At 63.3% G+C, this 14,055-nt stretch carries 16 protein-coding genes; 6 read left to right on the top strand and 10 right to left on the bottom strand.

The annotated features are described in order from the left end of the window. Position 1 precedes the first annotated feature (1 nt). The 7 genes from NOF55_RS21685 to NOF55_RS21715 form a co-directional block, all read right to left on the bottom strand. A complete protein-coding gene (locus NOF55_RS21685) occupies positions 2-286 on the bottom strand; it encodes an MSMEG_0570 family nitrogen starvation response protein (protein WP_306413214.1) in 285 nt (94 codons plus the stop codon). Beyond that, positions 279-1,442: an MSMEG_0565 family glycosyltransferase gene (locus tag NOF55_RS21690; protein ID WP_306413215.1), complete on the bottom strand. Its 1,164-nt coding sequence runs from the start codon at positions 1,440-1,442 to the stop codon at positions 279-281. Before NOF55_RS21690 ends, NOF55_RS21685 begins: the two co-directional genes overlap by 8 nt. Continuing rightward, positions 1,439-2,413: a sll0787 family AIR synthase-like protein gene (locus tag NOF55_RS21695; RefSeq protein ID WP_306413216.1), complete on the bottom strand. Its 975-nt coding sequence runs from the start codon at positions 2,411-2,413 to the stop codon at positions 1,439-1,441. The genes NOF55_RS21690 and NOF55_RS21695 overlap by 4 nt, the downstream gene beginning before the upstream one ends. A gap of 3 nt (positions 2,414-2,416) precedes the next feature. Then, positions 2,417-2,959, bottom strand: coding sequence for an MSMEG_0567/Sll0786 family nitrogen starvation N-acetyltransferase (locus NOF55_RS21700; RefSeq protein WP_306413217.1), 543 nt, complete (start codon positions 2,957-2,959; stop codon positions 2,417-2,419). After that, positions 2,956-4,074: an MSMEG_0568 family radical SAM protein gene (locus NOF55_RS21705; RefSeq protein WP_306413218.1), complete on the bottom strand. Its 1,119-nt coding sequence runs from the start codon at positions 4,072-4,074 to the stop codon at positions 2,956-2,958. The genes NOF55_RS21700 and NOF55_RS21705 overlap by 4 nt, the downstream gene beginning before the upstream one ends. Then, positions 4,001-5,050, bottom strand: coding sequence for a Nit6803 family nitrilase (locus tag NOF55_RS21710; RefSeq protein WP_306413219.1), 1,050 nt, complete (start codon positions 5,048-5,050; stop codon positions 4,001-4,003). Before NOF55_RS21710 ends, NOF55_RS21705 begins: the two co-directional genes overlap by 74 nt. A gap of 96 nt (positions 5,051-5,146) precedes the next feature. Next, on the bottom strand, positions 5,147-5,629 hold the full coding sequence (locus tag NOF55_RS21715; RefSeq protein ID WP_306413220.1) for an MSMEG_0572/Sll0783 family nitrogen starvation response protein: 483 nt from the start codon (positions 5,627-5,629) through the stop codon (positions 5,147-5,149). Positions 5,630-6,015: 386 nt separating this feature from the next. Here NOF55_RS21715 and NOF55_RS21720 point away from each other — a divergent pair, with 386 nt between their 5' ends. Beyond that, positions 6,016-7,419, top strand: coding sequence for an aminotransferase-like domain-containing protein (locus NOF55_RS21720; protein WP_306413248.1), 1,404 nt, complete (start codon positions 6,016-6,018; stop codon positions 7,417-7,419). Between the two features lie 33 nt (positions 7,420-7,452). On the opposite strand, the gene NOF55_RS21725 is transcribed toward NOF55_RS21720, so the two are convergent. Both NOF55_RS21725 and NOF55_RS21730 read right to left on the bottom strand, forming a co-directional pair. Further along, on the bottom strand, positions 7,453-7,881 hold the full coding sequence (locus NOF55_RS21725) for a VOC family protein (protein WP_306413221.1): 429 nt from the start codon (positions 7,879-7,881) through the stop codon (positions 7,453-7,455). Positions 7,882-8,142: 261 nt separating this feature from the next. Further along, complete coding sequence (locus tag NOF55_RS21730; RefSeq protein ID WP_306413222.1) at positions 8,143-9,021, bottom strand: LysR family transcriptional regulator; 879 nt, start codon at positions 9,019-9,021, stop codon at positions 8,143-8,145. Between the two features lie 91 nt (positions 9,022-9,112). Here NOF55_RS21730 and NOF55_RS21735 point away from each other — a divergent pair, with 91 nt between their 5' ends. Continuing rightward, positions 9,113-10,027: a DMT family transporter gene (locus NOF55_RS21735; RefSeq protein ID WP_306413223.1), complete on the top strand. Its 915-nt coding sequence runs from the start codon at positions 9,113-9,115 to the stop codon at positions 10,025-10,027. A gap of 96 nt (positions 10,028-10,123) precedes the next feature. Here the strand turns inward: NOF55_RS21735 and NOF55_RS21740 are convergent, their stop codons facing one another. After that, entirely contained in the window at positions 10,124-11,023 is a 900-nt protein-coding gene (locus NOF55_RS21740; RefSeq protein WP_306413224.1) for a helix-turn-helix domain-containing protein, read from the bottom strand. Between the two features lie 195 nt (positions 11,024-11,218). Between NOF55_RS21740 and NOF55_RS21745 the strand changes: the two genes are divergently transcribed. The 4 genes from NOF55_RS21745 to NOF55_RS21760 all read left to right on the top strand — a co-directional run bounded on the left by NOF55_RS21745 (position 11,219) and on the right by NOF55_RS21760 (position 13,932). Continuing rightward, positions 11,219-11,653 carry a hypothetical protein gene (locus NOF55_RS21745; RefSeq protein ID WP_306413225.1) on the top strand — a complete coding sequence of 145 codons (435 nt, stop codon included), beginning with the start codon at positions 11,219-11,221 and terminating at the stop codon, positions 11,651-11,653. A gap of 156 nt (positions 11,654-11,809) precedes the next feature. Beyond that, positions 11,810-12,952 carry a transporter substrate-binding domain-containing protein gene (locus NOF55_RS21750; protein WP_306413226.1) on the top strand — a complete coding sequence of 381 codons (1,143 nt, stop codon included), beginning with the start codon at positions 11,810-11,812 and terminating at the stop codon, positions 12,950-12,952. 11 nt (positions 12,953-12,963) lie between these two features. Continuing rightward, on the top strand, positions 12,964-13,371 hold the full coding sequence (locus NOF55_RS21755) for a lysozyme inhibitor LprI family protein (RefSeq protein WP_306413227.1): 408 nt from the start codon (positions 12,964-12,966) through the stop codon (positions 13,369-13,371). A 30-nt stretch (positions 13,372-13,401) separates the two neighbouring features. Beyond that, positions 13,402-13,932 (top strand): hypothetical protein, encoded by a 531-nt coding sequence (locus NOF55_RS21760; protein ID WP_306413228.1) that lies wholly within the window; start codon positions 13,402-13,404, stop codon positions 13,930-13,932. The last annotated feature ends 123 nt before the right edge of the window (positions 13,933-14,055 follow it).

Genomic DNA, 14,055 nt, shown 5'->3' on the forward strand with positions numbered 1-14,055 from the left:
TTCACAACAGGAATGTCTTGATCTGGACTTCGGCCTGCGGATCGCCGAAGGCGCGTCCGCGCTGCTCGATGCGGGACAACTGGCCGAGCGCCAGAGAACAGGCATGGCCGTAGCGGGCCTTCACGCGGTCGCTGGCTATGGTCAGCGCCTCGCGGCTGCGCGTCAGGAAATCGGCCAGCGGGTAACGGCTCCCCTCCTCGAAATAATCGCGGATGACGAGTGAGGGCGAATAGCACTCCTCGTCCTGTCCGTCCGGCCAGGTCACGATGAAACGCATTTCAGGCATGGGCCATCTCCTTGCTGCCGGTGAAGGCGTAATAGGCGGGCAGGTGCGCCATAGCCACCGAGCGCCAGTCGTGCCGGGCAGCCACCCGCCGGCCGGCCTCGATGCAACCCTGGCGGATGCGGGGCGACAGAACCGTCAGCATGGCATCGGCGATGGAGGAGGCGCGGCGCGGGTCGCACCAGACCGCAGCGTCGGAAGGCACATATTCGGTGAATGGCGTCACGGATGACACGACGACCGGCAAGCCGCTCGCCATCGCCTCAAGGACGACCAGTCCGAAGCCTTCCATCAGCGAGGGAAAGACAAGCGCGTCGGCGCTGCGGAACAGGGCCGGCATGTCCTCGTCCGCAACGCCGCCGAGGAAGGTGACGGCGGCGGCAAGATGCGGGCGGGCGGCCAGTTCGGCGGAAAACGCGGCTTGATAGGTGCGGTGATCGAGCAGCGAGACGCCGCCGGCAATAATCAGCCTCGCATCGGGGCGCACGGCCAGAACCTGTGCGAAAGCCCTGAGGATGCCGAGCGTGTTCTTGCGCCTTTCCACCCCGCCGACGGCCAGAAAGACGGGGCCGGCACCGCGCGGCAGGCGCCCGGCAAGCCTCAGGTCGCTTTCGTCCCTGTCCGGCGAGAAACGGGTCATGTCGACGCCGTTGCCGACCTTCACCGAATCCCGCCCGCGCTCCGCGAACCAGGTCCGCCAATGGTCGCTGACGGTGAAAAGACCGGCCGCCTCGTCTATGGAGCGCGCCTGGAGATGGTTGAGGTGCGGATCCGCGAAATTGTCGACATGATGGACGGTGCGCATGAAACCGGAAATTCTTCCCCTCGCCTTCAGCGTCGCCAGCGCATTACCCGAAATACCGTCATGGGCGTGGTAAAGGTCGAAGCCGGAAACGTCCTTCTCCTCGAAATGGCGCACATAATCCTCGATCCGCCGAATGACCATTGCCGTCATATCCGCCGGCGCGGGACCGACCGGGAAAGGCCTGACCCCGCATCCGGCCGCGCGAAAGAAACCCTTTCCCGATGCGTCCGGCGCATGGAGCACGACCTCGTGGCCGAGATCGGCAAGCGCTTCGGACAGGTGCAGGGCGTGAACCACGCCGCCGCGCGGATTGGTGGAATGGGCGAGCATGGCGATGCGGAGAGAGCGATTCATCGGGCGGCCTCCCCGCGGTCGAACCGCATCAGCGGTTCGGCGGCATGATCGCGGATCAGGGCGCGCCCGGCGGACGAGACCACATGGATGGCCGAACCGGCCCGGACCTCGCCGATCACCGCCGCCGTCAGGTCGCGGCCGGCAAAAAGCCCGAGCACGTTTTCCACATGGGCCTCGGGCACCGACAGGAGATAACCGTAGCTGGGGAACGTGGCGAGCCAGCGCGCGAGTGCGACGCCCGCCGGCAGCGGGATGCAGTCGAGATCGATATCGATGCCCACGCCCGAGCATTCGGCCAGCATGATCGCCGTGCCGACGATGCCGCCCTGGCTGATATCCTTGGCCGCGCTCGACCAGCCGGCCTCGGCGATCTGCGGCAGAAGGTCGAGATCGCCGCGCAGGCGGCCCGGCGGCGCCGTGGTCGCAGCCTGCCAGTTGTCGAAGGGTTCGCGATAGGCGCCGCGATGATCGACGGCGGCGACGAGCCTTTCGCCGGGCCTCGCGTCGAAACTGGTGAGCAGGCGCTTCGCCCGGCCGAGCACCGCGACCGAAAGCTGGCCCCGGTCGGTCTTCAGGTTGGTGTGGCCGCCGACGATGGGCACGCCGAAGGCCTCGGATGCTGCGCCAAGGCCCGCGAGCACCGGCTCCGCGCCGTCCGCCTCCCTCGCCCAGATGGCGTCGACCACGGCAATCGGCCGGCCGCCCATCGCAGCGATGTCCGAAAGGTTGACCATGACCCCGCACCAGCCGGCGAACCAGGGATCGCCCGCCACGAATTCGTTCATGAAGCCCTCGATGGCGAGCAGCAGATAGCCGTCACCGTCCGGGATCGCCGCGCAGTCGTCGCCGACGGCGACCGGCTGGCCGGAAAGCCGAAGCCGCCCGGCCACATCGGCAATGTCGCGCTTGGCGGCAATGCCAGCGCTGGCCCGCAGGGCTGCGACGATCGAATGAAATTCGCCTTCCGTCATGGCTCAGGCCGCCTTTCTCGGCAGGGCCGTGAAGCCCGCTTCCGGCGAGAAGCACGGCGGATAATGGTCGAGATCGGCCTGCATGCGCAGATGCGGCTTGCCGTAGATCTCGAACTCGTCCGTCACCCGCCAGTGGAGGCGGCGAAACAGAAGGCCGTTCTGCGCCTGCACGTTGGCGAGAAAGGTGCGGCAACCCCTGGCATGGGCGGAGGAAACAGCAAGCCGGATCAGCGTCGCGCCGAGGGCGCCTATCCTCCTGTAGTCTGGATGGACGGCAAGGCGCGAGCCCCACCAGACGCCGGGCTCCGCCTCGTGGATACGCACCGTGCCGACCACCTCGTCGGCCACGACGCCGAGCATCGCAAGCGCCACGATCGGAATGGCCCGGTCATCGATCCCGTCGCGGTCGTCGCCGGCAAACAGGCCCTGCTCCGCGCAGAACACGGCCCGGCGCAGCGCATAGGCGCGACCACGCTCCCAGTTACAGGTCGCGAATTTCACCTGATATTCGGGAGACCGGAAGACCGGCACGGGCTCGATCATCATGCCGTCAGCCTCCGCTCATAGGTGGAGAGGGCGGAACAGGCGCCGCACTTGCCGCAGCCGGCCTTGATGTCGACGGCCTTCAATCCACTCGTGACGAGCATTTCCGAAAGCGGCTTCAGGATCGCGTGCATGAAATCCGGCTTCGGGGTCGGATGGCTTTCGAGCGGCGTTCCCGAAATCGGCACGAAGGGCACGACAAAGGGATAGACGCCGATTTCCACCAGCTTTTCGCACATGTCGAGAATGGCTTCGCGCGTATCGCCCAGCCCCGCCAGGATGTAGGTCGAGACCTGACCGCGCCCGAACACCTTCACCGCCGCCTTGAAGGAGGCCATGTACTTTTCGACGGAGACCTGCGCCTTGCCCGGCATGATGCGGGCGCGCACCTCAGGCGTCACCACTTCGAGATGCATGCCGAGCGCATCGACGCCCGCTTCCTTCATGCGCTCGAACCAGACGTCGTCTTCGGGCGGTTCACATTGCGCCTGGATCGGCAGGTCCACCGCCGCCTTGATGGTGCGGGCGCTTTCAGCAAGGATCGCGGCCCCGCGGTCGTCGCCCTTCGGCGTGCCGGTGGTCATGACCATGTGCCTGACGCCGTCGAGTTCGACCGCCGCCTTCGCCACCTCGGCCAGTTGTTCCGGTGTCTTGTGGGCGATGGTGCGGCCGGCCGCGAGCGACTGGCCGATGGCACAGAACTGGCAGGTTTTCGTGCGGCTCTGGTAACGGATGCAGGTTTGCAGCACCGTCGTCGCCAGCACGTCGCGGCCGTGGAGAACGGCAATCTTCGAATAGGGAATACCGTCCGCCGTGGTCTTTTCGTAAAAGCGCGGGCGCAGCGGGAAACTGACCTCGCCCAGCACCTTGCCGTCGCGGCTGATGCGGCTCTTGCCGGCCTCATCCGGCTTTTCCACCAGATAGGGGCTTTCGAAGGCCGGCGCGGTATGTACCGGCACCATCACGGTCATGCCGTCGATGGTCAGCGCCTTGTGGTCGGAAGGCCCGGCGCCGCCGCGCCGGCTTTCGTGGCCGGCCTTCGGATCAACCAGCCTCGCCCCGTAGGACTGCAATTCGTTGATCAGGGTTTCGGTCGAGGGAGACGGCAGAGTGTCCATCGTTTTCGGTCCTTGTCGGCGTGGCGGAAAGGGAAGGAAGAGCGCCGGACGTCGTCGCCATCGGCGCGGTCGGGCGGTCGTCGAGGCAAAGCTGGAGAAGTTCGGGACGGGCATAGTGGCCGACCGAGTCCATCATCCGCTTGCGCTTGACGATGAGACCCATGTCGAGATCGGCGATGAGGATGCCCTCGCCCTCCGTCAGCGGCGGCACGACATGCTTGCCCTCGGGCGAGACGATCGCCGTCATGCAGCCGCCGCGAAGCGCCTTCTGCAAGCCTTCGTCGGGCGTCACGGAACGGATCTGCGCCTCTGTCAGCCAGCCGGTCGCGTTGACGACGAAGCAGCCGCTTTCCAGCGCGTGGTGGCGGATCGTCACTTCCATCTGGTCGGCGAAGATCGGGCCGACCAGCGAGCCGGGGAACTGCGCGACGTGGATTTCCTCGTGCTGGGCCATCAGCGCGTAGCGGGCCAGCGGATTGTAGTGCTCCCAGCAGGCGAGCGCGCCGATGCGTCCGACCGCGCTCTCCACCACCTTCAGGCCGGACCCGTCGCCCTGCCCCCAGATCATCCGCTCATGGAAGGTGGGGGTGATCTTGCGGCGCCTGAGGATCAGGCATCCGTCGGCATCGAAGACCAGTTGCGTGTTGTAGAGCGTGCCGTGATCGCGCTCGTTGACGCCGAGAACGACGACGATGCCGAATTCGCGCGCGGCACCGGCCACGGCATCCGTTGCGGCGGATGGGACCGTCACGGCTTCCTCGTAAAGCCGGAGATGTTCGCGGCCGGACAGCACCGGCGGCAGAACGAAGGAGAAATAGGGATACCACGGCACGAACGTTTCGGGAAAGACGACCAGCTCGGCTCCCCGGCCAGCCGCGTCCCGGATCGTCTCCAGCACGCGGGCCAGCGTCTTGTCGCGGGAGGTGAGATCGGGAGCGATCTGGGCTGCGGCCACCCTCACGGTTTTCTTGTCCACGGGCGAATTCCTCCAGAGCATTTCCAGCAAAAGCGTGAAGCGGTTTCGCGTTTCGGGAAGGCGCGGGGCGGAAACGGCGCCGCCCCGCGCGCGGGGTCAGAGCGTCCAGGTATCGAGAATGAACGCGCCGTCGCGGCGGTGGATGAGAACGAGATCGAGCACGTCGAGCGGACTGATCGGCTTGATGCCGGGGATCAGCGACGGTTCGCCGTGACCGTAGAGCGCCTGAAGCGCGAAACGGCAGGCATAGACCTTGCCGCCCTCCTCCATGAAACCCTTGATCTGGTTGTTGAAATTCAGATGACCCGGGAAGGCTTCGTCGCCAAGCTTCGGGAAGCCGCGTTGGACGCCCAGCGTGACGCCCGGACCGTAGAGCAGCACGGAGGTCTCGAACCCCTTGCGCTTCAGACGCTTGGCCTGGAGCAGGTTCACGAGGCCGATCGAGCCCTCGAAGGCGACCGTGTGGAAGGTGATGAGGGCCTTCTCGCCCTCCCTGGCCTGGACATCCTCGAAAACCTTTTCCTCGTAATCGACGAAGAAATCACCGGTCTCATGGGCGGGCTTGGTGACTGCGGGCATTGGACGCTCCTCTGAATGAAAGGCTTTCCCCAACCGCGGGGTGCCCCTCCTTCATTGCAACGCCCGTGCCAAATTGATTTTACGCAAAAACCGATCAATCATTGTGCAAATACATACAATAATGCATTCAATTAAAGGAAAGCGTTGAGAAACGCGTTCAAACGAGAGGCAAGGACCTGCCGAATTTCGACGCGGATTGCCGGTTGATTGATCCCGTCAATGTGCCGTCTTTCAGTAGGAAAGGCGCCAGAACACCCTTTTTCAAGACGCCATCAGCTCGCCCTCCTCCGCGCTGCGGCGGTCATCGGCGCCGTCGCGAAATAGGAGGATGACACAAATTGAATGGATATATATACAGTCATTGAGAATCATACGGGGACGACATGATGAAGGAATGGCTGCCGGACCTCCGGCGCAGCAACAGCCCGCGCTACATGGCGATCGCGGACCTGATCGAGATGGACCTGCGAAGCGGCGTGCTGGTCGTCGGCGACCGGCTGCCGGCGCAACGCGAACTCGCCCGCCAGCTCGGCATGGACTTCACCACGGTGGCGCGCGGCTATGTCGAGGCCAAAAAGCGCGGACTGATCGACACGCATGTCGGGCGCGGCACCTTCGTCACCGGCGGGCAGGACAGGGAGCGGCGCGGCTTTGCGCTGGATTTCACGCCCGATCCACGCCGACTGCCGGCCGTCGACTATTCGATGAACATGCCGCCCGAGCCCGACGATCCCGACCTTGTCGAACGCATGCGCGAGGGGCTTTGCGCCATCGCGTCCAGCCTCGTGCCGCTGCTGCGCTATCAGGGCTTCGGCGGTGCGGAGATAGACAAGGACGCGGCCACCGCCTGGCTCAGCCGGCGCGGTCTCGTTCCCTCGCAGGAGCGGATTTTCGCCACGCCCGGCGCGCATCCCGCGCTGCTTGCGATCCTCGGCATGCTCGCGAAGCCGGGACAGGTCATTCTGTCGGAAAACATAACCTATCCGGGCGTGCGCTCCATCGCCGCGCAGCTTCGGCTCAGCATGCACGGCCTGCCGATGGACGAACACGGCATCCTGCCCGACGCCCTGGCGGAGGCCTGCCTCAAGCGCTCGCCGAAGGCGCTCTACCTCAACCCGACACTCCAGAACCCGACGACGCTGACCATCCCGCTCGCCCGGCGCGAGGAGATCTGCGCGGTCGCCCGCAAGTTCCGTCTGCCGATCATCGAGGACGACGCCTATGGCTTCATCCCGTTGCAGGCGCCGCCGCCGCTCGCCACGATGGCGCCCGACCTCACCTGGCATATCGGCGGACTGGCGAAGTGCATCGGCGCGGGCCTGAGGCTTGCCTATGTCGTGGCGCCCGACACGAAATCTGCCTGGCCCTTCATCGCCGCCATGAAGGCGAACAACGTCATGGCCTCGCCGCTCAACACCGCGCTTGCGACACGGTGGATAGAAGACGGCACCGCCGACATGATCCTGAGGTTTATTCGCTCGGAGACGGCGGCTCGCCAGAAGATCGTCGCCGGGTTGCTTCCGGCCGGAAGCTACATGGCCGACCCGATCAGCTTCAACATCTGGCTGCCCCTGGGGAACGGCTGGACCCGCTCGAATTTCGCCAGCCACATGCGCAATACGCGGATCGGCATCGTCGCCTCCGACGCCTTCACGGTGGAGGGCGTCCCGGGAGAGACGGTTCGCGTATGCCTCGGCGGGCCGATCACCCGCGAAAAGCTGCGCAGCGGGCTCGAGTTCATGGCCCATGCGCTGGAAGGCACGCCGGAAATGGTCGGCTCGTTCTTCTGACCTGCCCTCGATCCACGCACGACGGACGCAACCCTAAAAATCGATCACCACCGAGGGCGCGCTGCGCCGTCCCTCGCCATGATATACGGCCTCGATGTTATTGCCATCGGGGTCGAGCACGAAGGCCGCGTAGTACCCGGGGTGATAGTCCCGCTCGCCGGGCACACCGTTATCGCGCCCGCCATGCGCCAGCGCGGCGCGATAAAAGGCATCCACCGTCGCGCGGTCCCTGGCCTGGAAGGCCAGATGGTGACGCCCCGTCAGCACACCCAGCGCCGCCGGGCTTTCCGCCGAAGACACGACGAGTTCGTCGGCCCAGAAATAGTTGTCGGCCGTACCGACGATGGGAATGTCCAGCACGCCCAGCACGGCCGTGTAGAAGTCCTGGCTGGCCTTCAGGTCCTGAACCACGAGCTGGAGGTGGTCGATGAGCCGGCCACGATGCAGTTGATTGGTTTCCATGATCATTCTCCATACGAAAAACGGATAGAATCCACCGAAGCACACAGTGATCAAAGAGTGCCCGGAAAGAAAGCGTCCCCGGATTCTGCTCGTTCCGCCTCAAAGGTGAAGCCACAGCAGCCGAACTTTATGCCGAAGTCTTGGGAAGGTCAGGTCCGGTGGAAGGTCGGGCAGGCTCACGCAGCTATCCTAACCGCATATATCCTCACAGCATAACCCCGCCATCGCAATTTTGCAGAAATGCGCTTTCGGTGACACCGCTTATCCGAGGCCCTGCATTTCGGTGCTCATCCAGTCGCAGAACTGCCGAACCACCCTCGATTCCGACCGGCGCTGATAACGATATGACCCCATCTCGACCGGCTCATATCCGGGCGGGACGACCAGCGCACCGGATTGTGTTTCCCTGGCCGTGAGGATCGGCGGCGCAAGCATCATGCCCAGACCGGCAACACAGGCATGAAGCGCTGCGTCGTCCGTGTCGAATTCATGGGCGAATGTCAGGCCCGCCAACGAAATGCCGGACGCATCGCACCAAAGCTTCCAATCCCAATTGCCGGCTGCGCATTGAAGGGCCGGCAGGTCCTGAACGGCGATCTCCCGTCCATCGGCGATCTTTGCCAGCAGGCTCGAAGACACCACGGGACGGCTCAAATCGCGCCCAAGCAGTTCCCATCCTTCGGCCGCTTCACCGGCCCGGAAATAGCGGATGCCGACATCGGAGACCGGGACGGCCGGAAAGCCTGACGCAGAACCGGTTTCCACCCGAACGCGGACCTCGGGGCAAAGAGCGCGAAAGCGGTCCAGTGACGGGATCAGCCAGCGCACGGCAAGCGACGTTGACGCCTGCACGGTGATTTCGGCCGCGCGACGATACAGGGCATCGGCCGAGCGCTCGATGAGCGCGACCGCCGGCGCGACCTCCTGATAGAACCGCTCCCCCGCGTCGGTGAGGGAAACGGAATTGTTTCCTCGACGGAAGAAGCTCACGCCAAGTTCCTCTTCGAGTTTTCTAAGCTGGTGGCTCACCGCGCCGGAGGTAACGCCGAGTTCAGCGCCAGCGGCCGTCAGGCTCCCGGTGCGTGCGACAGTCGCGAACACCCGGACGGCATTGAGAGAAACACGGCGTCTGATCTGCATGAGTTTTCCTCAAGATCCCCTCAAATTGCTCGTTTGAACACCAGACGAGAATCTAGCACAAAGCGGGAGAAAAAACCTTTCTGGAAGTGCGATGCATTCTCGACAGCTTTATACCAACACCAAAGCCATTGCATGGGTCACGGCCGGGACAGCATTATTTTCCTTGATCTTCGCATCTGGAAAATTCGCTGGCGGAAGCGCGACCCCGCTGCAAATCCTGTTCCTCCGATACATCGGCGGTCTGGCAATGCTGTTGCTGGTCGTGGCAATGCGGCGGGAAAGGCTGTCCGCCTATCGAAGCCCCAAACCGCTCTCCCATTTCATGCGGGCCGTCTTCGGCGCCTCCGGCGGCGGAGCGCTGATCTACGCATCGGCAAACATGCCCATCGTGGATGCCACGGCCATCGGTCTTCTCTATGTGGTGTTCGTTATTCCGCTCGGGGTACTGGTTCTGAAGGAGCGGCCAAGCCGGCGGCACCTCGGCGCAATCGCGATCTGCTGCGCCGGGGCCACGATCATCATGGCATCGCGCGGCGCGTTCACCGCATTCCACCTGGCTTATGTCGTTCCGGCCGGCATCGCGGTTCTCGGCGCGGCGCTGCTGGCCGTCGAAGGGTTGATGATCAAGATGCTTTCGCATTCCGATCGTGCGATGACGGTGCTGCTCTATGTCAACACGTTCGGTATCCTGCTGATGGCCGCCCCCGCGGCCATGCAGTGGGTGCCTCTGTCTCCCGAAAACGCCATATCCTTCGTCCTGCTCGGGCCGCTCGCGGTGACGGCACAATATTGCATCGTCCGCGGCTATCGTCTTGCATCGCTGTCCATCGTCGGCCCTGTCGATTATACGTGGCTGATCTTCGCAGGTCTGATCGGCTTTCTGTTCTTTGGCGAACAGCCGACATTGGGTGTTATCGCAGGGTCAGCGATCATCACCGCGGGCGGCATCATGCTCGCAGTCACCAAGCCACCATCCAGCCAGCGCGAAAGCACGTTGCAAGGGTGAGGCATGCCCGAAGACCGTTAGCCCTGCATCGGCAAGCAGAGCTTTCGCCTATTCGGTGTTTTGAGTGCAGCTTAATGCGTGGTGTCTGGACGAAATTCAGGCGTGCAGCAGATGGCGATATCGACTGGGTGGCGTTCCCAATCTCCGGCTGAAAGTCCGGGTGAGATGGGCATGGTGCGAGAACCCGGTCATCAGCGCCACCTCCGTGATGCTGAGCGACATGTCTGCAAGCAGCGCACGCGCGCTTTCGATGCGCTTGTCGATGACATACTGGGCCGGAGTTGTGCCGAACGCCCGGCGGAAGGCCTTGAGAAACGGCTTGGGCGCCATGCCGGTGAGGGCGGCAAGCTCTTCAAGCCGTATGCGCTTGTCCAGCCGGTCCTGAATGTACTCTCGCAGCAACGCCGTCATGGCGGGCGGGATTGGGGATGCGTCGCCGATTTCCACAGCTTCGCCACCGGCCGAGTAGGTGGCGAAGACATGATGGCACAAAGCGGCGGCGAGATGTTCGCCGAACATGGTCGAGACGTCGTCCGTCCGCTCGCATAAATCCGCAAGCCGGCGCATGCACGCGATGATCAGTTCGTCGCGTATTCCAAGGAGTGGCGGAATTCCTTCGATCGGAATGGCTTGTCCTGTCAAACGCGACATTGCGTCGGGGGGCAGCCGCATTTCAGCATAGCGAACGGCCGCCCCCCTTGCCTTCGCAGTGTAGGTGGCTGCCGCCGGCACGATCCAGATCTCACCGCTCCTGGGCGGCCCTGTCTTTACCGGACCATTTTCAACCTCGGATTCGAATGTCGCAAGAGCCCCGTCGAGATGCACGACCAATGAATGAAAATCGGGTTTCAACTGCCATGTCGTCAGTTCGCGGATGTCCTCGGTCGCCAGGACGAACTCGATCCCGCGCCAACGAAAGCCGTGGCTGTGCAAAGCCTTTCGGCCGGCCATCACCAGGTCGTCAAGGCTGCCAGGCTCGATGCTTGTCGATGACATCGCAAGAATATCCTGCAAGCGGAGAGGAAGATTATGAAAGCGGAGAATTCCACACGGGGTTATAAATGACAATATGATTGCCTGCCGTGCAGCCTGCGACGTGGGTGCCGGGCATCGATCAGGCCGAGTTGGAAAAGTCCTGCACGGAAACGAAGGGCTTCACGCGACAACCGACATAAACGCAATGAGGCGAACATGAAAAAGGCGATCCGGATGTTCTTTGTCGCGATGCTGGCTGCATCGGCCGGGACCACGAACACGTATGCGCAGACTGCCGCTGAAGTCGACTCGAGCCTCGACGGCCTGTTCGGCGCGCATGCTCCATACCGGCATTTCTTCGAGCAATTGCAGAAAGCCGTGGCGTCGGACGACAAGGCCGCCGTGGCGGCGATGGTCGATTATCCGTTCCAGGCGCGCATCAACGGCAAGGCCGTGACGCTCAGGGACGCGGCTCACTTCGTCGCCGATTACGACAAGATCGTCACCTCCAAGGTGAAGCAGGCGATCGCCGCGCAGACCTACGCAACGCTGTTCGCGAACTGGCAGGGCGTGATGATCGGAGATGGCGAACTGTGGTTCTCCGGTGTAGGCGACGGCAACATGATCAAGATCATCGCCATCAACGATTGAACCGGGGTCTTATCGGTTTTTTCTGGAGAAGAACGACATGCACGGATATCTTGCCACCCGAGTAGGAGCACCATCGCATTGCCGATGATGACTATATCGGTTGTCAGGGCGTTGGTCGCCCGGTCGATGAGAGGGCTGAGCAGCAGGTATCCTGACGTGAGAGCAGCGACCAAAAGACGTTCGACCATCTCCTTCCCGCACGCAGCCTGCCTTGCCCTGCTTGCGATCTTCGTCATGTCTGCCGGCGCAACTCCGTCCAGAGCCCAGGATGAGGATGCGCCTTCGCTTGCTCCGGTCTCCGGGCCGCTCACCGTCGGCGTTTATGTCCATCCTCCCTTCGTCATGAAGAACAACGATGGCTTCACCGGCATGGCCGTCGATTTGTGGGAATGGCTTGCCGGTCAGCTTGGCCTGGAAAGCGAGTATGTCGAACTCGACACCCTCGCCGATCTCGTCGACGCAGTGGAGACAGGCACGATCGATATTGCCGTCACCAATCTGACGATCACGAGAGGCCGCGCCGAGCGCGTCGATTTCACGCACCCCTGGTTCGATGCAGGTCAGCGCATCATGGTCGACGAGGACCGTGGCGCGAGCTTTCTGGATGTGGTTGCAGGGCTGCGCGAGTCCGGCCATCTGCGGGCCTATTCCTGGATCGCCTTCGTCATCGTCGTCGCCACGATCCTTGTGACCCTGTTCGACCGTCATTTCGACAAGGATTTCCCGCGCCGCTGGCGCGACGGGTTTGCCGAAAGCTTCTACACTGTCATGTCGGTCGCCACGTCTGGCAAGCCGCCATCGCGCCGGAACCTGTTCGGATGGATCGGTCGCATCTGGCAGGGGCTGTGGCTGGTCTGCGGCATTGCGGTGCTGGCTTATGTCACCTCGTCTGTGACCAGCGTGATGACCACCCTTTCGCTGACCAATCAGATCAACAGCGTGGCCGATCTTCCCGGCCGGCCCGTCGGGGTTCAAACCGGCAGCGTGTCGGAAGAATACGCGCGTGAACGCGGCCTGAATCTCCGTCTTTTTGCGCACACCCAGGAGGCGGTAGAGGCCCTCCTCTCTGGCGAGATCGCCGCGATTGTCGGGGATGCTCCGGTGCTCGAATACCATGCCCACATCCATCCACAGCAGCCAGTCGCGGTGGTCGGGCCGATCTTCGCGCCTGACAAGTATGGCTTCGCGCTGCCTCTCGGCAGCGCGCTGACACGCCCACTCACCGTCGAGTTGATCGGCGCACATGAAAGCGGGCTGATCGCGGAGATCAGGACGCGGTATTTCGGTAACGATCCATGAGGAGAACCGCCATGAAACGCATCCTTCTGACGACAGCGCTCGCCTCATTCACTCTTTCCGTCGCCCATGCGGACGAATGCATGGACAAGGCCGAGGACCAGACGACGATGAACAACTGCGCCCTCCAGGCCTATCAGGCGTCCGACGCCGAGTTGAACAGGCTCTTTCACGAGATCAGGAAACGGCTGGGTGACGATCCCGACAAGCGGCAACTTCTCCGTGGAGCGGAGCGCACATGGGTCGCCTTTCGGGATGCGGAATGCGACTTCACTGCCTCGGCCGTTACGGGCGGCAGTGCCTACCCGATGGTCTACGACATGTGTCTCAACGACCTGACGCAACAGCGCATCCGGCAGTTCCAGCAATATCTGGCCTGCGAGGAAGGCGATATGAGTTGTCCCGTACCGTCGGCAAACTAGACGACGAAACGGGAGCAGGAAGGGACAACAATGAAGATGTTCGAGAACATCAGGGCGGCCGCACTCACTCTCGCATTTGCGGGGGTGCTGTCGGGGCCGGCCGGGGCGGATGGGCCCCGCTTGGTTGGCGCGGGCACAACGGCAGAACAGCCTTTCCCCTTCAGCTTGGCGCTGGAGCTCTCCGACAGAGCCCGGTCCACCTTGGGCGATCGGGGTGAGCAGATCGTCGTAGCGGCCGCCTACTACGGAAATCCGACGCCGGAAGGAAGCGAACATGCCAACGAGGTCGGTCAAATCGGCCTCGGCAGGGAGGAGGTCCAGGTTCCGGCCGAGCCGGGCGACGTCGAGATCACCGGAAGCGGGATCGAAGCCGACAGCCTGCAATGGGTTGAAGGGGAGCTCATGGTCAACGTCAATGTCTATTCGGCCCGGCTGAGCAGCAACGACAATCTGATCCGCTGCGATTTCATCGATGGCCCGCTCGCAGTCGTCAGCAGCAAGCCCGTCACGCTTCGCTGCGCGCTGATCGAGGAGAATATGGAAACCGAGTGGAAGCCGTGACGGTCAGTTCAGGTTCGTTAGAACGGGTCATCTCGGGCGCTTGTCGTTCCGGCGATGTTTGCGCCTTTCGTCCGACGACGATCATGGGCTACATGCGCTGTAGGAAAAACCGGAGACAATCGC

It is taken from the genome of Ectorhizobium quercum (assembly GCF_026552795.1).
GTDB lineage: Bacteria > Pseudomonadota > Alphaproteobacteria > Rhizobiales > Rhizobiaceae > Ectorhizobium > Ectorhizobium quercum.